The organism is Lottiidibacillus patelloidae, assembly GCF_002262935.1.
GTDB classification, from domain to species: Bacteria; Bacillota; Bacilli; order Bacillales; family SA5d-4; genus Lottiidibacillus; species Lottiidibacillus patelloidae.
This window is the reverse complement of the sequence record NZ_NPIA01000003.1, coordinates 39,905-59,028: the sequence shown is the minus strand read 5'-3', so window position 1 is coordinate 59,028 and position 19,124 is coordinate 39,905. Positions and strand designations below refer to the sequence as shown.

Sequence of the window (19,124 nt, the reverse complement as noted above, 5' to 3'; positions counted from 1 at the left end):
GCATCTTCACCACCTTACTTTTTATTATCTTTTTTCTCTTTAGCATTAGACTCTTTGAACCTCATAATATCTTTGGATCTCGTAATAAATGGACGTATCGAAAACATACTGAACGGCAATCGAATAAATGCATCTTTCCAATCAGCGATACGTAGAGGGTAAAGTGGTGCTAAATACGGATTTCCTAATGATGAAAGTCTTAGGAGGTGGACAATTAAAAATGTTAAACATAAAACAATTCCTAGTCCGCCCCAAAGAAATGCAAAAATGATAAATGGAAACCTTAATAATCGAATTGTACTACCCATTTGATATACAGGGGTTGTAAAGGAAGCAAGTGCTGCAAGAGCTACAATGATTAGTAATATGTTACTTGTAAGCCCAGCTTCAACACTTGCTTGTCCAATTACAATACCGCCTACAATCCCTATTGTTTGACCAACTTTAGTCGGAAGCCTTGCTCCAGCTTCCCTTAATAATTCAATCGTTAGCTCTAAGAAAATTGCTTCAATAACAGGTGGAAATGGTATATTCGCACGCGAAGATGTTAATGTCGCCAGTAAGTCCCTTGGAATCAATTCATAATGGTATGATAAAACAGCTACATAAATTGGTGTTGCAAAAATTGAAAATGCTACTGCCATGAAGCGAATAATTCTAAATGCTGATCCAACTAACCACGACATATAGTAATCTTCCATCGATGTAAAAAACTCAACAAATGTTGTAGGACCAGTTATTACATGATTTGAGCCATCGGCGATGATTGCAATTTTACCTTCCGCTAATATCGCCGCAACTCTGTCAGGACGTTCTGTACTGATTAACTGTGGAAATGGTGAATTTGTATTGTCCTGTAACAGTTGTTCTATATAAGAGATATCTAGTATTTGATCAAATTCTATATCTCTTAAACGTTGAAGTACTGTATCGACATTTTGATCATTAGCTATGCCATCTATATAAGCGACCACTACTTTTGTCTTAGAGAGTTTTCCAATCGTAATCTCTTTAAACGTTAGCTTTGAAGAAGGAATTCTTTTTCGGATTAAATTAATATTAATATCGATGCCTTCTACAAAAGCATCTTGTGGACCTATTACGCTAAATTCAATTTCGGGAGATGAAACATTTCTTCCATGAACAGATTGTGCAGGGATACAAGCCACCCTATTATCATCGACATGGAAATAAATGATAACTGAGCCAATTATCAATTGTTCCTCTATTTCTTCTTTTGTTTCAACTATTTTAATATCTTCAATTGGGATAATTTTAATAAAGTCGTCCACATTGCTAACTTCTGATTTAAGTATATTAGCCAATATGTCATTATGAAGAATGCTTGAATCAATTAATGATTGAAAGTATGCGATATAAAAAGGATTTTTCGATTCAGAATTGTAATATTGAACAAAATCTTTTGTCTTTCTTAATTGCAATAATGTCTCAAGGATTGGTGATTTATCATCTGCACTCTGAGTTTCAGCAGAATTGGTTATTTCTGTTTTTTTCAAAGGAGTATTCGCTAACATTTCTTGCTCATTTACTTCTTCCTTATTCTTAGATTCTTCAATTAAACTTTTTAATGATTTAGGTTTAATCTTATTTTTCATCACCAATCCTCCTTCCCTTTCTTCTTTAGTATGAGAGATCTTTTTCATATTATGCAAAGTGCGGAAAGAGAGGTAATTAATACCACAAAAATTTCAAGTATGGTGACTTTTCGATGATAATTAAGACAAAAAACACCCCAGAAATTAGATTATTTACTCTAACTTCTGCGGTGCAGTACCAAAGTGGGATCTATTCATTATATTAACGGATGGAATGTGACTATTTCTCTTGGGATTTGTGGGTGTTTATGTTTTGTGAATGGAATTTCAAATACACTACTTAAACAGTCAACATCAAGTTCTTCATCAGCTTTCATCTCTTTTACAAATTGCCCTTGATTGATCACAATAATTCGGTCACAATACAAACTCGCCATATTGATATCATGAAAAACAGCAAGTACGGATTTTTCATTTTCCGTAAATTTTTTTATTGTAGAAAATAAGTGAATTTGGTGTTTTATATCTAAATGATTAGCAGGTTCGTCTAGTAATAATAGTTGTGGTTGCTGTGCTAAAGCCCTTGCTAACAAAACCCTTTGCCTTTCTCCCCCACTTAATTCAAGGTAGTCTTTATTTGCAAAAGTATAAATGTTTGTTTGCTTCATTGCATCAAGAACAATGGTTTCATCATCAGTCGACCAATTATCAAATAATGTTTTTTTATATGGCGTTCTACCTAAAGCAACTACTTGCTTCACAGTATAGGAGAAGCCTAGCTCATTATTTTGCGGAAGTACTGCAATTTTTTTTGCTAACTCTTTCGCTGAATAAGTTTCAAGCTCTTGTGAGCATAGGGAGATTTGTCCTGTTTGTTTCGGTATGAGATTACTTATAATTTTTAATAATGTCGTTTTTCCACTACCGTTTGGACCAATTAAACCGACAAATTCACCTTTCCCTACGGTAAATGAAATATTATTAACTGTTTTTTTACCTCTATATCCACCAGATACGTTTTTTACTTCTAACAAACCGTTCACACCCTTCGCTCTTTTCGTTGACGGAAAAAGATATAGGCAAATAAAGGTGCACCGACTAATGCGGTCATAACGCCTATTGGTATTTCGCTTGGTGCAATTACAGTTCTCGCTATTAGATCCGTTAAAACTAGAAAAGTTGCCCCATTAATTAATGATATTGGTATTAAAAGGTGGTGATCTGCTCCGGTAAACATTCTAGTGATATGAGGTATAACTAAACCAACAAAACCAATTATTCCTGAAACGGCAACTGCAGCTCCAGTTAAGATAGATGTCCCAATTAAAATTATTACTTTCCTTCGCTTCATGTTAATTCCTAAATGATATGCGGTTTCTTCCCCAAAAGCCATTGAGTTTAAAGCACGACTATTAAGTACTAAAACGAGAACACCTATCAAAAAAAACGGAAGAATAGCTAAAATATATGGCCAACCTTTGACAGAGACTGATCCTAACAACCAATATATGATTGTTCTTAATTCGTCTTTTGATAAAGCAAGCATTAATGAAACTAAAGAACTAAGAAAAGAACTGAAGATTACACCTGTTAATATTATCGTTTCTACCCTAAGTTGTTTATCTACTAATTGTGAAAACGATAAAACGAGAAATATTGTTATAAATCCAAACAAAATACTAACAATTGGCAAGGTGAATGTAGCTAGCACTGGTAACGATAAACCGAAAAATAATACAATCACCGCACCAACTGAAGCTCCAGATGAAACACCTAAAATATATGGATCACCTAAAGGATTTTTCAGTAACCCTTGAATTGCTGCTCCTGCACAAGCTAATGAAGCACCTACTAAAGCTGCCAATAGGACGCGAGGTAAGCGCAGTTGGAAAATAATCTTTTCAAAACTAGAATAATCTTCATTAATTTCATTAAAAAATAATTTATCTATAAATAAAGTAACTATCGTTTTTATAGGAATGTGCACGCTCCCAATCGAGATAGCAAGCAAACAGGCAAGTAATAAAAATGTAGTAGAAATTAATATCACAAAAATGTTCTTATTTTGTGAAAGTTTCTGGATAGATAAGCGCTGCAAGTTTTTCTACTCCTTCAATTAAGCGCGGACCAGCACGTGAAAAAAGGTCTGCATTTACTTCATAGATTTCATTATTTTTTATTGCATTAATATTATTCCAGGCAGATCTATTATGAATTGTTTCTGTAGCCCCTACATAAGTTGCAATAATAATGTCTGGGTTACTATTAATAATTGTTTCCTCTGAAAATTGTGGCCACCCTTGTTCATTTCCTGCAATATTTTTTGCTTCAATCATTACTAGCATTTCATTTAAGAATGTACCTTGTCCAGTCGTGTATAGTGTTGGGTCAATTTCTACCCACACATTTTTTATAGCTGTTACTTGTTTCGCTTTTTGACGAATTACATCTATTCTGTCAGTCATATCTTTTATGATAGCTTTACCTTCTTGCTCTTTACCTGTAGCTTTCGCTATTAAATTAATAGATGCATATACATCTTCAAAAGAAGATTCAAAGTTATTTACTACGATAACATTAAGTCCTGCATTCTTTAGTTGTTCAATATCTCCATTTAATCCGTGCGCTAAGATTAAATCAGGATTTAAGGAGATGATTTTTTCGAAATTCAATTGAAATCCGCCAATAGTGTCCTTCTCTTTTACTTCATCAGGAAACGTGTCGTTTTCAGTAACTGCAATTATCTTGTCGCCTAACCCCAAGGCATATGCAATTTCAGTATTGCTTGGAATTAATGAAATAATTCTTTCTGGTTTTTTAGAAATGACTATTTCATTCCCATTAATATCTGATACTGATACAGGAAATGCACTTTCTTCATCATTTGCTCCTGGACTCTTCACATTCTGCCCATCCTTAGTTTGACAACCAACAACTAATACTAAAATGCTAAGCAAAAAGAATAGTTTGAACAACTTGTTTTTCATTTGTTTTTCCCCCTAAAATTTGTTTTTAGGAAAAGAAAACGCTCTCCTTTTAATAAAGGAGAGCGTTATGTTCAGTATGACTGATTAAGAAATGTTATTTTCTCTAGTAGTCCATACTGGTCCCCTTTTCCGCGAAGGTTCACAGAGGCTAATAGGCAGGTCTCCTGACTTACGTGTTACCACATCGTTCTCCTTCCCATCTTTTTAGACAGTGGAATAATAAACGATGCTAACGATTACAGTGGCGGGACCGTGTTGGAATTACACCAAACTTCCCTTTTAACATTCTTTATGAAAAGAATGACCTTTTAGCTTTTATGAAGTTTATTTATTGCTATTATACAACAACAAATTCATATTAACACTTATTTTGACAAAAAATTCTTAATTGTTTCTTATGGAACAAGATTGTTCGGCAAGAGATGATTTAAAATTAGCTTATTCGAGGGATATAAAAAGAAAATGTCGTCCCATGGCCAATTTTGCTTTCGACTGAAATTTGCCCTTTATGAGCTTCGACTATTTTTTTTGCAATCGCAAGTCCAAGACCAATACCTGAACGGCCTCTTGTTCTAGCTTTATCCGTTTTATAAAACCGTTCAAAAATATACGGTAACTCTTCACCTTTTATTCCTATTCCGTTGTCTGAGACAGAAAATTGAACGCCAGAAGAAACCGATTTAACTTTTACTTCTACTTTTCCATTCTCTGGAGTATGACGAATGGCATTATCAATTAAATTAGTTAACACTTGTTCTATCCGATCTTGGTCAATCGTTAACTTTTCACTACTAATTTTATTAAATGCCAATGCAATGTTTTTCTCATTGACCATTCCATTAAACTTTCGCGTTACACGTTCGATAAAGCTGTTCAATTCTACTTCCTCTAATTGAAGAGTAACATCTTCAGATTCCATTCGTGCTAGATCTAGCAATTCATTAACTAACCTGCCCATTCGTAATGATTCATCGTAAATTATTTTAGCAATTTGCTTCTTATCGTCTGGTGATTGAGCTATGTCATCTATAATAGCTTCTGAATAACCTTGAAGCATGGCTATAGGTGTCCGCAGCTCATGGGATACGTTAGCGATAAAATCTTCTCTTAGCTTGTCTAAACGTCTTTCCTCTGTCATATCTCGGATTACTGCAACTGCCCCACGGATTGTATTGTTATTATATAACGGAGTCATAACGACAACCCAACTTCTCCCTTGGATATGAATATCAGCAAATTGTTCTTTTTCAATAGAAACTACTCGGGTAAACAACTCCCGGACATCCGCTGGAAGTTCTTTTTCCTCCTCATTAAGCCCTTGTTGATAAGACCATACACGTAAGAATTGCTCAGCTGGTGGATTTGTAATTACAATTCCGCCACGCTTATTAATTGTAATAACACCATCAGCCATACTACTTAAAATACTAGATAACTGTTCTTTTTCTTGATTTAAAGCCATGATATTGTTCGATAATTGTCTTCCCATCCGGTTAAATGCCATAGCTAACTCACCGATCTCATCGTTAGTTACCATAGGGACTTTTGTATCAAATTGCCCTTTTGCAACTTTCGTAGCTGCTTCTCTCATTTTACGGAGAGGTGCCGTTATACGTGAAGAGAGGAAAAATGCAAAGATAGTAGTTAGTATAATCGCAATTGTTGCAGAAATAAAAATTGCTGTTTTGGTATGAGCTGTCGTCTCTTCTACATCTTCAATTGATTGAAAAACATAAACAGCCCCAATATTACCACTTTTTATTGTGTAAGGGACACCGACAATAAATAAATCACCGATCGTTTCCTCTGATTGTCTCTTTTCTTGTTTAATTACTTGGCTACCACTTAAAACTTTATTGGCCTCAATTAGATTAAAGAATGCTGCTTCATTTTGTTTTGCATCTTCCATTCCTTCAGCAAGCCACATCATAGATGAATCCTTGATTATGACACCGTTTGCCAGATGACTATCTAAAATTTCAGAAGCAATTGTTAATGCTTCTTCTTCAAGCTCATAGTCTTCTAACATATGGCTAATTTTTGTAGCTACTTGTGTTAGCGTTTTTTCCGCTTCATTTACATGGAAATTTTCGAAATATTGCAATAGTAAAAGCGTCAAAATAAATAACACTAAAGCGACTAAAATAATAATTGTTCCCCACAATTTACCTACAACACTTCTTAAAAAAGACATCACTTCGGAGAAACCTCAAATTTATAGCCAATACCCCAAACTGTGATAATCATTTTTGCTGCATCATTAGATACTTTGTTTAATTTTTCACGCAAACGTTTCACATGCGTATCAACCGTTCTAAGATCACCAAAATAGTCATAATTCCAAACATTTTTTAAAAGCTGTTCACGGTCAAAAACAGTGTCCGGTGAACTGGCTAAATATAATAATAATTCATATTCTTTAGGCGTTAAATTCACTTCTACACCATCAGCCGTCACCCTATGGGCATCTTTTTCAATCGCAATATGAGGAAATACTAAAACATCTTTTGCTTTTGTTTCTGTTTGTAAAAATTTTGTAGCTGAAGAGCGACGTAGGAGTGCTTTTACCCGCAAAACAACTTCACGTGGACTAAACGGTTTGACTATGTAATCATCGGCACCAGCTTCAAATCCTTGGATTCGGTTCGCTTCTTCCCCTTTAGCAGTAAGCATAATAATAGGCGTGGCCTTTTGTTTTCTCAGCTCTTCACAAACTTCAGTACCTTCCATACCTGGCATCATTAAATCTAAGATGATTCCGTCATAATCATTATGTAGTGCTTTTTCAAGAGCTTCTTCTCCATCATTTGCTTCTTCGATTACATAGCCTTCTCGTTCCAAGTACATTTTAAGTAACAGCCGAATTCTTTCCTCATCGTCTACTATTAATAACTTTGCTTCACTTTGCATATATATAACCTCCACTAATGATAAACATCTTTGTCTACCTAGTATAAAAAAACCTTCACAAAAAGTGAAGGTTTACGCATACGTGTGTAGTCCTGCCAAAATTAAATTAACCGCAATTAAATTGAACATAATGATGATAAATCCAGCTACAGCAAGCCATGCGGAATTTTCACCTTCCCATCCTCTTGATAGGCGAAGATGTAGATAAATTGCATAAAATAAAAACGTAATTAACGCCCACACTTCTTTCGGGTCCCATCCCCAGAATCTGGACCAAGCAACTTGTGCCCAAATAGAAGCGAAAATTAAGCCCCCTAAAGCGAAAACTGGAAAACCTATCGCAACAGAACGATACCCAATTTCATCCATTAGCTTCGCATTCACTCCACTTACTAACGGCTGAATTGCTGCTCCAATACGCTTACGTAAAATTAAACGAAGAGTTCCATATAGTAATAAGCCAATAAGGAATGACCAAATCACTGTATTTAACTTCCTCGGAGCTTCAGCACCATTCATCCAATAAGGAGCTTCAAATAATGGTCCAAAACTATTCTCAGTTAGTTTTGTTCCCTCAAATGGACCAACAATCGCAGGCATGTCATAAACAAGTTCAGCAGGAACATTTCTTTCATTTACCCATTCAAACGTCGTTTGCTCAACTGTTTTTGGGAAAATTGAACCAGCTAATATAAAACCTACTGTCATAAGTAACGAAAACAAAACAAGTTCTAATGAAGTATTCCTTTTTGTTCGTTTTGTTTGATCTACTGATTTTAATAAATATAGTAAACCAGTGACAAAGCTAATTGCTAATATACCTTCTCCTAAAGCAACAGTGATTACGTGAATTGTTAACCAATAGCTTTTTAAAGCTGGAATTAGTGGTGTAATTTCACTTGGAAACACACTAGCATATGCAATTATAATAAGTGCTACAGGCATGGCAATGATTCCTAGCATATGATTTCGATAGATAAGAAAAATGATAATATATCCTAATACTAGTGCTAAAGCAAAAAATGTTACAAATTCAAATAGATTACTTACTGGTGCATGTCCAGCCGCAATCCAACGTGTAATAAAATATCCTAAATGAGCAACAAAGCCAACTAATGCTAATATAAAGCCTAATCTACCCCATCTTTTTTGATGGTCTTTTCTTAGTTCACTAGTAAACTTTTTTCCTGTAATAGAAATTGCGAACGTGATTGTTGCAAATAAATAGATAAAAAATGCAGAAAGCAATAAATTACTACTCAAAGCTGCCATCTAACTCATCCTTTCAAATTACGTTGCCTTGCTATTATATTGGTCATCTGGCAAGTGAAGTTTTGTCTCTGCTAAAATAGTTTCCAATTCTCTCTGTAGACCAAAATAGTTTTTATTTGTGTGTGCAGCTATAAGCCACTCATTGTCATTTCTTTTCACCCAAACTCGGCGATGTTGCCAATACATCCCTTGAATAACACCAACCATAAAGATAAATCCACCTAAAGCAATAATCCATAATGTATGATCTTTTCGTACTGTCAGTCCAGTAACATTTCTTAACTCATAATCTGTTAATCGTAATGTTAACTCATTGTCATTAAAGAAGCCTTCAAACGGCGGAGGAATAATTAACTTATCATTAATAATTCCTAGTGCTAATAATTCAGCTTTTTCTTCATCTGGTTCATTCATACTAAAGATAAAACCAGGGTTGTTAGGAATCCCAGTCTTTGTTGACGGGAGATTTTTATCATTTAATGTGTAATCTGGATAATATTCCTTAATTGTTACTGAACGATTTTCTTCTAAATTAAAATGTGCTTGTGGTTCAAATAAGTCAATAGTAAAAGAGCCATATGATTTCCCACTGTCGCGCTCTTCCAGTTGAAATGTTAATGATTTAAACTCATTTTGTTTGAAATTCATTTGGTATAGCGCAAAGCTATCAAATTTCATTGGCTTATTCACTTGAATTTCAAAACGATCAACTTCTTCGAGTGTAGGATCTTCACCTGGTAATTTGTCTCCTACTTGTTTATAAAGTATCGCATTCGTTTGATAGTTTTTCGGAACTAATCCAACTCCTGCTCGAATAATTGCTTCTTTATACTTTTCATCATTCTCATCATAAACTTCAAAAATAAACTTATCATTTTTTAAGTAGTATTCATTATTAGTACCTTTAATAGCAACAGTTTCCCCTTCTCTGACCCAAATAAACTGGTCAACATACATTCCAGGTAAAAAACGTAACATGCCGCCAAATAAAATAAGAATTAGTCCAATATGATTAACATATGGACCCCAACGGGAAAAACGACCCTTTTCAGCTAATATTGAATTGCCTTCTTGCCTTACATTATAGCGACTATCTTTAAGCTTCTTTTCGAGCATGTCCATTGTATTTTGATCAAGCTGTTTTTCCGTACGACTATATAATCGCTGTCTTTTTAAAAATGAGTCGTGACGTTCGACTCCTTGATTTTTTAATGCACGGTACAATGGAATAAATCGATCAAGGCTAGCAATGATAATAGATGTTCCTATCAACCCTAAGGTTAAAGTAAACCACCAAGATTTATAAAGGTTATTAAATCCTAAATCTACATATAACTTCCCAGCATACCCATACTCTTTTTTATAATACTCAGCTGGATCTACATTTTGCGGTATAAATGTTTCTTGTGGGAAAATTGAACCTATTGCCGCTCCAATTATCGCTATAGCTATTAGCCAAACACCAACTTTAACAGAAGAGAAGAAATTCCATACTTTATCAACAATTGTTTTTTTATACGTTTGCGATCTTCTAGAACTTCCTTCATAACGCATATTTATTAGCGATTTATCATCTGTATTTTGATCCAGTTGACGTCCACACTTTTCACATATGATGGCGCCATATTTTATGGTTGCGCCACATTTACAAACATGGTTACTCATTATGACACCCCGCTATGGTTTGACTCTTTCTAAGTAACTAGCAATATCAGCTTCCGTCATTCCTCCAGGAATAATATCTATAACTTCTCCATTTGAGTTAATTAGATATGTGACAGGTAATGCTCCTACTCCATATGCTTGAGTTACTTCTCCTAACTTGTCATGTAAAATCGGAAAGTTTAAATTGTATTTATTAGCAAAGTTTTCCACATTCAACTTATTTTCGCCAACATTAATAGCAAGAATATGAACACCTTGTCCTTTAGTTTTTTGATATTGACTCTCTAAATGTGGCATTTCCTTTTCACAAGGCGGGCAATAAGTCGCCCAGAAGTTTAAAAGGATTCCTTCACCTTTTAAGCTAGACAATTTTATCGATTCATCATTTAATGTTTGCAGCATAAAATTAGGCGCTTGATCCCCTTTTTTCACAACAATTTTTTCATCTGTTGCAATTTCGTACACGGCATAAGCAAGCATTGCCCCTATGACTAACAAAATAATAGTACGCATTATCAACCTTTGTTTTTTCATATGATCACCCTTAATACAAATGTCTCTATTTCATCATATATGAGAATTTCCTTAGCTAAACAAAGGATTATGACTTTTCTGTGACAGTTAGTTGTTTAAGTTGTTTCACTTCGAAAGGTTTTAACTCTCGTACATCGCCTGGGTTCATTCCAAGCAAGTTTAACATGCCGTATTTTTCACGTTTTAGTTTTTTTACAGGATGACCAATTGCTTCAAACATTCTACGAACTTGACGGTTTCTACCTTCTGAAATTGTAATTTCAATAATAGAAGTGTTTTTACGTCGATCGCCTGAAATAAGCTTTGTTTTAGCAGGTTTCGTTTTCCCGTCTCCAAGAACGATACCGCGTGTTAAATTTAGTAATACTTCTTTAGAAGGAATACCTTCCACTTTTGCGATATATTTCTTTTCTACATTGAATTTTGGATGCATTAATTTATTGGCAAGGTCGCCATCATTCGTAAGAAGTAGTAGTCCTGATGTATCATAATCTAATCTACCTACAGGGAAAACACGTTGTTCTACTCCATATAAATAATCTGTTACTACTTTTCTTCCTTTTTCATCTTGGACACTAGAAATAACACCGGTTGGTTTATAAAGAACAAAGTACACGTGTTCTTCCTTATATAGAGGAATTCCATCTACTTCAACTTCGTCATTCCCAGATACTTTAGTACCTAATTCTTTTATTACTTTACCATTTACTTTTACTTTTCCTTCAACAATTAATTGCTCTGCTTTTCTGCGAGAAGCAACGCCTGCTTGTGCTATAACTTTTTGTAACCGTTCCATTGTTGTTCACCTCATCATTCATCTTACTCTTTCGACACTTATTTCTCAAGCGTAGTTTCTTATATTTTACCCAATCTTTCTATTACGTAATATTTTTACGGTTTTCTTATATAAAAACAAAAAAATAAGCTAACACAACTTGTGCTAACTTATTTATCCAAAAACGAGAGTAACGATTACAATGGAAGCAATTATTCCTACGATATCTGCTAATAATCCTACTTTCAAAGCATCACCCATCTTTCTAATTCCAACTGCTCCGAAATAAACAGTTAAAACATAAAAAGTCGTGTCAGTACTCCCTTGCATGGTCGATGCTAATTGACCTATAAATGAATCTGGGCCATGTGTAGCAATTAAATCTGAAGTAATACTTAGTGCTCCTGTACCAGAAAGTGGCCTCATGAGAGCTAATGGAACAATTTCCCCTGGCACCCCTATGAGTTGAAGTACTGGTTTTAGTAAGCCAATAAAATATTCTAACGCTCCCGATGCGCGAAAAACTGTTATTGCTACCATCATGCCTACTAAATAGGGAATGATAGAGAAGGAAAGTTTAATCCCTTCTTTTCCACCTTCAACAAAAGATTCGTATGTTGGTACTCTTTTAAAAGTGCCATACACTAATATGAAGCAAATAATCATAGGGATTAGCCAAATCGATATTGTATTGATCAAAGCCATTATATCCCACCTATCTTCGACTTCTTCGATAATAAAAATATCTATCTATTAATATTGCTCCAACTGTTGAACATAACGTAGCTAAGATCGTCGTCCCCACTATTTCACCTGGCGATACTGAGTCATAATTCAACCTTATTGCTATTACTGTTGTTGGAATTAATGTAATGCTTGATGTATTTATTGCAAGAAAAGTTATCATTGAACGACTAGCATAGTCTTGATTATTGTTTAATTTCTTTAATTGTTCCATGGCCTTTATCCCCATGGGTGTCGCAGCATTTCCAAGTCCAAACATATTTGCAACCATATTGGACAAAATATAGCCCATTGCAGGATGATCTTTCGGTACTTCAGGAAAGAGTTTGCTAATAAAAGGTCTAAACACCCTTGCCAAACTATCTAATAGTCCCGCTTTTTCTGCGATCTTCATTAATCCTAACCAAAATACTAGAATACTAATTAAACCAAAGCAGATTGTTACACCTTCTTTTGCCCCTGTAAATACCGCTTTATTTACCTCATCCATCGTGCCATTTATAGCTGCGAAGAGGATGCTAACAACAAATATTAGCACCCAAATGATATTAACCATTTTCAGTTACTCCTAGTGCTCTAGTTAATACGTGGATGAATAAATGGAAGAACGCTGATTTTTCATCCTTTCCTACCGATATACTGATACTGCTTGTTGACTGTATTGCTTCATAGAAAATCGAACGGTCTCCTATTTTCTCTCCAGATAGGTAAAAGTTCATTTTCCCAACTATTTCAGGTGGTCCGGATCGTTTCCACTTTTTTATGTCTGGTTTAATTAACTTAATTTTTATGTCAACATTTACTTTTTCTGCCTCTGTTAGTGGGTAAATAAAAGGATGTTTAACTTCAACATGATTTTTATAATAGGGATCTTTTAGTCCTTTAATGAGACCTGCTTCAGCTAATGTTACCATTTCAAAAGTGTTAAATCCCCATTCATATAAATTTCGATGGTCATTCCAATCATTACCGTCATTTAAAGTTACTGCAATAAGTCTCATATCATCTTTTTCTGCAGTCGTAACAAGTGTACGTCGAGCCCTTTTTGTATATCCTGTTTTTCCACCAGTACAATACTCATATAAACTAGTTAGTAATCTATTCTTGTTGCCCCAAATATTATCAGGTCCACCTTCACGAGAAGCGCGGTGTTTTTTTGTCCCAGATATTTTTTTATACGTCTCATTTTGCATCGCATATTGTGTTAACAAAGCCATATCATATGCAGTGGAAAAATGTTTTTCATGATCATCTAACCCATGTGGATTTGAGAAATAAGTATTGCTCATACCAATTTCTTCAGCTTTTTGGTTCATTAAGTAGACGAATCCTTCTAAACTCCCACCGACATGCTCGGCAATTGCAACGGCTGCATCATTTCCAGATCGCAACATAAGCCCATATGTAAGGTCTTCAAGTTTCATTTTATCTCCAGGCTTCAAATAGATGGAAGATCCTTCTGTATAGGCTGCATTTTTACTTACAGTTACCATTTCATCAAGTTTACCTGACTCAACAGCAAGCAAAGCAGTCATTATTTTAGTGATACTTGCAATCCGCATTTTTTGATGCATTTTCTTATCATACAGAACACGACCAGTATCTTGCTCCATTAATATAGCTGTCTGGGCAAAAGTGCTCGGCCTTTCAGCATAAGAATTAATTGGAAATAAAGCTACAAGCAGCGTAAAAATTGCTAAGAAACTAAAATATTTTTTATAATTTCGTTTCAACATGATCTCCTCGCCTCTTCTATTGTTTATAGTACAAGTGTATGCTTGGTCATCTTTGTTATGAATAAAATGGGAAATTGTTAACTTTTCTGTACATGCTCCAAAAAACAGTCCATTTCATACTATAAATCATGACTAGACGTAGAGGAGGTTAGGTTTTGAATACTAATTATTACTATCCACACAATACAGAGGATCAGCGTTTTTTCCCACTACTTCCGTTTCTTTTAGGAGCTGCAGTCTCGCCTTATTTATATGGTCATGGTTATCCTTATTATGGACATTATTACCCATATTATGGGCCTTATAATTATGATTATGGGTATTACCCGTATGGATACTATTATTAAATATTTAAAGGTCGATGCACTTTGCATCGACCTTTTTTAGTATGCCTTCCACTTTAATTGCATTGCTTTTTCAAACCTCTTTTCAACATAATCCCAATTCACTATTTTCCACCATTCTTGAATATACTTAGATCTGTCATTTTCATATTGCAAATAATACGCATGTTCCCAAACATCTAATACTAATAATGGTACTGTATCCCACTGTGTTAAATTTTGATGTTTCTCCGCTTGCAATATTCCTAGTCGATGTGCACGTGCTGACCATACTAATAATGCCCAACCCACCCCTTCTACATTTTTTGCTGCTTCTGAGAAATGTCTTTTAAAGTTTTCAAAGGAACCGAAACCTTTTACTATTTCAGCTAAAAGCTTTCCTTGCGGCTTTCCGCCACCATTTGGTGACATGGTGTACCAAAATAACGTGTGTAAGTAATGACCTGATCCATGGAAAGCCAATTCTCTTTCCCAATGCTTAATCAGAGAATAATCATTGCTATTCCTTGCCTTTTGTAATTCTTTTTCCGCTTTATTTAAACCATCAACATAACTTTTATGGTGTTTGTCATGATGTAATTCCATAATTTTTTTGCTTATTACCGGCTCTAATGCATTGTATGGATATGGTAAGGAAGGCAGTGAATGTTCGCCAATTTCTATTCTTTCATTTAACTTATTAAAATGATAAATTCTGCTAGCTTCTTCATAAATTTCTTTTAATTGGATTTGATCAATGTTTCTTACATTTTGCATATATTCAATTTTTTTCATTAAATTTTGTAAATCCGACGAAGCATCATTATGCATACAAGCATTTTTACACCAGCGATAGATTTCATCCAAGTACTCTCTTTCCATAACGTACCCACCTTTATATATTGTCACGTTATTTATATGAAAGCATCGATTTAAAGTGCAAAAAAGAGGCTGGGACAAAAGCTTTCTACTCATTGAAAAAAACGAACTATTCAGATGTATATTCTGAATGAGTTCGTTTTTTATGTTGCTAACGAATAATATGATGCTCCGTCAAAATACTTCGCTTTCCACGGGCACGGCCTCAGCCTCCGCGTTCGTACCTCACTATGGGTCTTCGGACTCGTGCTTTTCCCGTAGGAGTCTACGTATTTTGACTACGATTACTTTCAATGTTCGGCTTTTGAATAGCCACTTTTGGTTTTGTCCCAGCCACTTTAGGAATTAGTTTATTTTATATGAACCTGATTGTTGAAGAGATGTTGCAATTTCTTTAATATAATCTATATTTATATTGTTAAATAATTTTTTGAACTCGTTTTCTTCGTTTATATAAATTCGTTTTCTATTTTTCGTTTCTTCATCTTTAAGTAAAGCAACTAGGGCGACAATATCAGCTAAAAGGTACTCCCTTTCACCGATTGTAAAAAGAGGATTTTTTTCAAATGGTGTAGTCTCTTTCATATTCTCTTCAAAGAATCGAACATAAAGTAAATGAAAGGTTTCTTCTTCCCCATCTCGCTCATATGTAACTAAAGATCTATTAAAGAAGTCTTCTGACGTATTTGGCAGTTCTTTTTCTAATTCATACCCACTAATTTTTTTTATTATCATTATTCTCTCTCCTTTGTATCTTCAAAGGTTTCTTGAAATTTCTCAAAAAACAGGTCAGCTTCATCAACAACAGCTTCACCATCAACTTGCTCAGGCATTTCTGGCAATTCTTTTAACGTTTTTAAACCAAAGGCCTCTAAAAACTCTTTCGTTGTCCCGTATAAAATAGGGCGCCCTGGACCTTCGACTCTTCCAACCTCTTTAATTAAGTGTTTCGCAACAATTGTTTGGATTGGCCGATCAGACTTCACACCACGAATTTCTTCAATTTCAGTTCTAGTAATTGGTTGCTTGTACGCTACGATTGCAAGCGTCTCCAATGAGGCCTGTGACAATGTTGTTGCTCTTGGCATTTCAATGAGACGTTTATAAAAAATGGCATGCTCTACTTTTGTTGTTAATTGGTAAGCTTCAGCAACCTCTACTATTTGCATTCCACGGCTATCTTTCTCATAGTCTAGTTGCAATTCATCTATCACATCAAGTGCTGTCTGTTTATTAATTTCTAATACTTCAGCAATTTGTTTTAGCTCGATTCCTTCATCACCACTAACAAATAATAAGCCTTCAATAATTGCCTTCATTTCATTTAATGTCATCGCTCACAGCTCCTTTTAAAGAAATGGTGATGGTAGAAAAGTTAGTTTGTTGTTCACAAAATACTTTGTTTTGTTTCATTAATTCTAATATTGCTAGAAATGTAACGACAATATGGTCTCTATCTGGAAATGGGAAGAAATCATCAAATTGACATGCTTTATTAATGGAAATAAGCTTGTCCATTATTTCTTCCATTCGCTGTTCAATTGGGATTTCCACACGATTAATTGTCGTTTTTTTCGGAGCCTGCAATGCCTTCTTTAAGAAAAGTCGCTGCATAGCGCTGATCATATCATACACAGAGGCATCAGTAACTGGTTGGATTATTTGATCTTCAGTTGATGAAAAACGACTCAAGTCTACTGATGGTCTTGTGAAGACGTTACTTCTTTCTGCCTCTAACTCTTGCAGGTGCACAGCTGCATCTTTGTATTTCTTATATTCAATTAATCGCTGCATTAACTCTTCTCTAGGGTCTTCCCCTTCTTCCATTTCTAACTCTTCATCATAAAGTTCCTCTCGCTTTGGAAGGAGCATTTTACTTTTGATAGCTAGAAGTGTTGCCGCCATAACTAAATATTCACTAGCAACGTCTAACTGTAGTTCATTCATCGTATGTACATAATTTAAATATTGATCGGTAATTTCTGAAACAGGAATATCATATATGTCTACTTCAAGACGGTTGATTAAATGAAGTAATAAATCAAGTGGTCCTTCAAACGCATCGGTTTTAACACTATATTTCGTCATCATTTCCATAAAAGATTCTCCAATTCTCTGCTAAAAAAACAGAATCAAAACTTACAATATTATAGCATATATCAAGTATTACAGCAATTTACTATCATATGGTAAACTGTTGAAAAGGGGTGAAGTACTTTGTATCCAAAAGAATATATTCAATATTTAGTATATTTTCATAGTTTGCGTGACTACTTTGAATGCCATGAAGTTTTGGAAGAATATTGGAAAAGTGAACCTAAGGACAAAAGAAAAGAGTATTGGGTAGGATTAATACAACTTGCAGTTGGCTTATATCATCACCGAAGAAAAAACTTCGCAGGAGCGCTCCGAATGTTAACTAGTGCTCAAAAGATAATAGATGCTAAGAAGGATGACGTCGAAAAACTAGGACTTGATGTAGCAACATTACTTCAACTTCTTGATAAGCGTATTAAAGAGGTCGAAAGTGGTCGAGGATATACTAGCTTTAACTTGCCGATAGCTGATAAAGATCTACTTTCACACTGTCAATCTCTTTCCTTGGAGTGGAATTCAATTTGGGGCACTAAAAGTGATCTTTCCAATGAATTTCTCCTTCACAAACATAAAAAGAGGGACCGAAAAGAAGTGATTGAAACGAGAAAAGCACAATTAGAACATAGAAAAAAGAACAGAAGCTAATTAAAGCAACTGTTCTTTTTTTATAAACTTTCATTACCAACTACGTTTAAACAGCGATCAAAGAAATTTTTCGTCTGCTCATTCGGGATAATTGTTACGTCATCGACAAACTGTGTGAGCGCTTGAACAATTTTTCGTCCTACTCCTAAATGTCTGTGTGATGGATTAACACATATATGAGTTAGTTGAGCATGCTGGTCATCACAATAATATAAACCTGCAATACCGATAATATCATCGCCTTCTCTCCACAAATACAACTTCCAATCATCGTTTTCTTCATATTGTTTCATAGTTTTTAGAAGTTGCTTTAATTCTTTCTCTTGTGGCATAAAAGACAAAAGACCCATTGCTATCTTCTCATAACTAGCTTTATAACGAATTAACATAATTACCCCTCTTTAAAAAAAGACCTAAAAGCATAAAGTTGCTTTATAAATTAAAACTATTGCTAATATGATATTATAAACAAAAATTTATGACAACATACTAGTAAAATTTAATTTGAAAAAGATCTTGATAAATTTGCCATTTCAATTGCAGCACTACCTGCATCCCAGCCTTTATTACCAGCCTTCGTCCCTGCTCTTTCAATTGCTTGTTCAATCGTCTCCGTAGTTAAAACTCCAAAGATAACTGGTATTCCAGTATCCATCGTCACTGCGGCAACACCTTTAGAAACTTCACTACAAACATAATCAAAGTGAGGTGTAGATCCACGAATAACTGTACCCAATGTTATTACAGCATCGTATTTTTTTGACTCAGCCATTTTCTTTGCAATTAATGGGATTTCATATGCGCCTGGAACCCAAGCAATATCAATGTTGTCTTCATCTACTCCATGTCTTTTTAAAGCGTCTTCTGCACCACCAAGTAACTTACTCGTAATAAACTCATTAAATCTCCCAACAACGATTCCAACTTTTAAACCTGTGCCCACCAAATTGCCTTCATAAACTTTACCCATAATTAGTTCCCCCTATTGATTGATTAAATAT

Annotated in this window: 21 protein-coding genes and 1 riboswitch; of the genes, 2 read left to right on the top strand and 19 right to left on the bottom strand. The window is 34.7% G+C overall.

Translation table 11 applies throughout. From position 1 onward, the window contains the following. Positions 1–14 precede the first annotated feature (14 nt). The 13 genes from CIB95_RS06760 to CIB95_RS06700 all read right to left on the bottom strand — a co-directional run bounded on the left by CIB95_RS06760 (position 15) and on the right by CIB95_RS06700 (position 14,179). Positions 15–1,535, bottom strand: coding sequence for a spore germination protein (locus CIB95_RS06760; protein WP_094924198.1), 1,521 nt, complete (start codon positions 1,533–1,535; stop codon positions 15–17). Between the two features lie 278 nt (positions 1,536–1,813). Next, positions 1,814–2,590: an ABC transporter ATP-binding protein gene (locus CIB95_RS06755; RefSeq protein ID WP_158217575.1), complete on the bottom strand. Its 777-nt coding sequence runs from the start codon at positions 2,588–2,590 to the stop codon at positions 1,814–1,816. Between the two features lie 5 nt (positions 2,591–2,595). After that, entirely contained in the window at positions 2,596–3,654 is a 1,059-nt protein-coding gene (locus CIB95_RS06750) for a FecCD family ABC transporter permease (RefSeq protein WP_094923580.1), read from the bottom strand. Further along, positions 3,617–4,543: an ABC transporter substrate-binding protein gene (locus CIB95_RS06745; protein WP_094923578.1), complete on the bottom strand. Its 927-nt coding sequence runs from the start codon at positions 4,541–4,543 to the stop codon at positions 3,617–3,619. The genes CIB95_RS06750 and CIB95_RS06745 overlap by 38 nt, the downstream gene beginning before the upstream one ends. A 137-nt stretch (positions 4,544–4,680) precedes the next feature. Further along, a riboswitch (cobalamin riboswitch) is annotated at positions 4,681–4,867 on the bottom strand. Between the two features lie 109 nt (positions 4,868–4,976). Continuing rightward, positions 4,977–6,737 carry an ATP-binding protein gene (locus tag CIB95_RS06740; protein WP_094923576.1) on the bottom strand — a complete coding sequence of 587 codons (1,761 nt, stop codon included), beginning with the start codon at positions 6,735–6,737 and terminating at the stop codon, positions 4,977–4,979. Next, the gene (locus CIB95_RS06735) at positions 6,737–7,453 is read right to left on the bottom strand and encodes a response regulator transcription factor (RefSeq protein WP_094923574.1); all 717 of its coding nucleotides are present in this window, start codon (positions 7,451–7,453) and stop codon (positions 6,737–6,739) included. The genes CIB95_RS06740 and CIB95_RS06735 overlap by 1 nt, the downstream gene beginning before the upstream one ends. Positions 7,454–7,525: 72 nt before the next feature. Then, positions 7,526–8,725 carry a c-type cytochrome biogenesis protein CcsB gene (ccsB, locus tag CIB95_RS06730; protein WP_094923572.1) on the bottom strand — a complete coding sequence of 400 codons (1,200 nt, stop codon included), beginning with the start codon at positions 8,723–8,725 and terminating at the stop codon, positions 7,526–7,528. Between the two features lie 18 nt (positions 8,726–8,743). Beyond that, a complete protein-coding gene (gene resB, locus CIB95_RS06725) occupies positions 8,744–10,390 on the bottom strand; it encodes a cytochrome c biogenesis protein ResB (protein WP_094923570.1) in 1,647 nt (548 codons plus the stop codon). Between the two features lie 12 nt (positions 10,391–10,402). Then, positions 10,403–10,924 carry a thiol-disulfide oxidoreductase ResA gene (resA, locus tag CIB95_RS06720; RefSeq protein ID WP_094923568.1) on the bottom strand — a complete coding sequence of 174 codons (522 nt, stop codon included), beginning with the start codon at positions 10,922–10,924 and terminating at the stop codon, positions 10,403–10,405. 67 nt (positions 10,925–10,991) lie between these two features. Further along, complete coding sequence (locus CIB95_RS06715; protein ID WP_094923566.1) at positions 10,992–11,720, bottom strand: pseudouridine synthase; 729 nt, start codon at positions 11,718–11,720, stop codon at positions 10,992–10,994. A gap of 153 nt (positions 11,721–11,873) precedes the next feature. After that, positions 11,874–12,404 carry a spore maturation protein gene (locus CIB95_RS06710; RefSeq protein ID WP_094923564.1) on the bottom strand — a complete coding sequence of 177 codons (531 nt, stop codon included), beginning with the start codon at positions 12,402–12,404 and terminating at the stop codon, positions 11,874–11,876. 10 nt (positions 12,405–12,414) lie between these two features. Continuing rightward, entirely contained in the window at positions 12,415–12,999 is a 585-nt protein-coding gene (locus CIB95_RS06705) for a nucleoside recognition domain-containing protein (protein WP_094923562.1), read from the bottom strand. Beyond that, complete coding sequence (locus CIB95_RS06700; RefSeq protein WP_198949170.1) at positions 12,992–14,179, bottom strand: D-alanyl-D-alanine carboxypeptidase family protein; 1,188 nt, start codon at positions 14,177–14,179, stop codon at positions 12,992–12,994. The genes CIB95_RS06705 and CIB95_RS06700 overlap by 8 nt, the downstream gene beginning before the upstream one ends. Before the next feature lie 155 nt (positions 14,180–14,334). Between CIB95_RS06700 and CIB95_RS16325 the strand changes: the two genes are divergently transcribed. Continuing rightward, complete coding sequence (locus CIB95_RS16325) at positions 14,335–14,526, top strand: hypothetical protein (protein ID WP_094923558.1); 192 nt, start codon at positions 14,335–14,337, stop codon at positions 14,524–14,526. Positions 14,527–14,562: 36 nt separating this feature from the next. Here the strand turns inward: CIB95_RS16325 and CIB95_RS06690 are convergent, their stop codons facing one another. The 4 genes from CIB95_RS06690 to CIB95_RS06675 all read right to left on the bottom strand — a co-directional run bounded on the left by CIB95_RS06690 (position 14,563) and on the right by CIB95_RS06675 (position 17,469). Continuing rightward, on the bottom strand, positions 14,563–15,384 hold the full coding sequence (locus tag CIB95_RS06690; protein WP_094923556.1) for a superoxide dismutase: 822 nt from the start codon (positions 15,382–15,384) through the stop codon (positions 14,563–14,565). 342 nt (positions 15,385–15,726) lie between these two features. Next, complete coding sequence (locus tag CIB95_RS06685; protein WP_094923554.1) at positions 15,727–16,116, bottom strand: hypothetical protein; 390 nt, start codon at positions 16,114–16,116, stop codon at positions 15,727–15,729. Then, complete coding sequence (scpB, locus tag CIB95_RS06680; RefSeq protein ID WP_094923553.1) at positions 16,116–16,715, bottom strand: SMC-Scp complex subunit ScpB; 600 nt, start codon at positions 16,713–16,715, stop codon at positions 16,116–16,118. Before scpB ends, CIB95_RS06685 begins: the two co-directional genes overlap by 1 nt. Continuing rightward, positions 16,702–17,469, bottom strand: a complete 768-nt coding sequence (locus tag CIB95_RS06675) for a segregation/condensation protein A (protein ID WP_094924197.1) — start codon at positions 17,467–17,469, stop codon at positions 16,702–16,704. The genes scpB and CIB95_RS06675 overlap by 14 nt, the downstream gene beginning before the upstream one ends. Before the next feature lie 129 nt (positions 17,470–17,598). Here CIB95_RS06675 and CIB95_RS06670 point away from each other — a divergent pair, with 129 nt between their 5' ends. Further along, on the top strand, positions 17,599–18,123 hold the full coding sequence (locus tag CIB95_RS06670; protein WP_094923551.1) for a DUF309 domain-containing protein: 525 nt from the start codon (positions 17,599–17,601) through the stop codon (positions 18,121–18,123). Between the two features lie 20 nt (positions 18,124–18,143). Here the strand turns inward: CIB95_RS06670 and CIB95_RS06665 are convergent, their stop codons facing one another. Together CIB95_RS06665 and ribH are read right to left on the bottom strand one after the other, a co-directional pair. Then, the gene (locus tag CIB95_RS06665; protein WP_094923549.1) at positions 18,144–18,512 is read right to left on the bottom strand and encodes a GNAT family N-acetyltransferase; all 369 of its coding nucleotides are present in this window, start codon (positions 18,510–18,512) and stop codon (positions 18,144–18,146) included. A gap of 110 nt (positions 18,513–18,622) precedes the next feature. Beyond that, entirely contained in the window at positions 18,623–19,093 is a 471-nt protein-coding gene (ribH, locus tag CIB95_RS06660; protein WP_094923548.1) for a 6,7-dimethyl-8-ribityllumazine synthase, read from the bottom strand. Positions 19,094–19,124: the final 31 nt, after the last annotated feature.

What these genes read in the sequence shown, in the direction of transcription:
- CIB95_RS06705 (WP_094923562.1), bottom strand. Translation starts at nt 12,999, where the DNA reads ATGGTTAATATCATTTGGGTGCTAATATTTGTTGTTAGCATCCTCTTC.
- CIB95_RS06710 (WP_094923564.1), bottom strand. Translation starts at nt 12,404, where the DNA reads ATGGCTTTGATCAATACAATATCGATTTGGCTAATCCCTATGATTATT.
- CIB95_RS06690 (WP_094923556.1), bottom strand. Translation starts at nt 15,384, where the DNA reads ATGGAAAGAGAGTACTTGGATGAAATCTATCGCTGGTGTAAAAATGCT.
- scpB (WP_094923553.1), bottom strand. Translation starts at nt 16,715, where the DNA reads ATGACATTAAATGAAATGAAGGCAATTATTGAAGGCTTATTATTTGTT.
- CIB95_RS06700 (WP_198949170.1), bottom strand. Translation starts at nt 14,179, where the DNA reads ATGTTGAAACGAAATTATAAAAAATATTTTAGTTTCTTAGCAATTTTT.
- CIB95_RS06740 (WP_094923576.1), bottom strand. Translation starts at nt 6,737, where the DNA reads ATGTCTTTTTTAAGAAGTGTTGTAGGTAAATTGTGGGGAACAATTATT.
- ccsB (WP_094923572.1), bottom strand. Translation starts at nt 8,725, where the DNA reads ATGGCAGCTTTGAGTAGTAATTTATTGCTTTCTGCATTTTTTATCTAT.
- CIB95_RS06675 (WP_094924197.1), bottom strand. Translation starts at nt 17,469, where the DNA reads ATGACGAAATATAGTGTTAAAACCGATGCGTTTGAAGGACCACTTGAT.
- CIB95_RS06665 (WP_094923549.1), bottom strand. Translation starts at nt 18,512, where the DNA reads ATGTTAATTCGTTATAAAGCTAGTTATGAGAAGATAGCAATGGGTCTT.
- resA (WP_094923568.1), bottom strand. Translation starts at nt 10,924, where the DNA reads ATGAAAAAACAAAGGTTGATAATGCGTACTATTATTTTGTTAGTCATA.
- ribH (WP_094923548.1), bottom strand. Translation starts at nt 19,093, where the DNA reads ATGGGTAAAGTTTATGAAGGCAATTTGGTGGGCACAGGTTTAAAAGTT.
- CIB95_RS06745 (WP_094923578.1), bottom strand. Translation starts at nt 4,543, where the DNA reads ATGAAAAACAAGTTGTTCAAACTATTCTTTTTGCTTAGCATTTTAGTA.
- CIB95_RS06715 (WP_094923566.1), bottom strand. Translation starts at nt 11,720, where the DNA reads ATGGAACGGTTACAAAAAGTTATAGCACAAGCAGGCGTTGCTTCTCGC.
- CIB95_RS06735 (WP_094923574.1), bottom strand. Translation starts at nt 7,453, where the DNA reads ATGCAAAGTGAAGCAAAGTTATTAATAGTAGACGATGAGGAAAGAATT.
- CIB95_RS06685 (WP_094923554.1), bottom strand. Translation starts at nt 16,116, where the DNA reads ATGATAATAAAAAAAATTAGTGGGTATGAATTAGAAAAAGAACTGCCA.
- resB (WP_094923570.1), bottom strand. Translation starts at nt 10,390, where the DNA reads ATGAGTAACCATGTTTGTAAATGTGGCGCAACCATAAAATATGGCGCC.
- CIB95_RS06760 (WP_094924198.1), bottom strand. Translation starts at nt 1,535, where the DNA reads ATGTTAGCGAATACTCCTTTGAAAAAAACAGAAATAACCAATTCTGCT.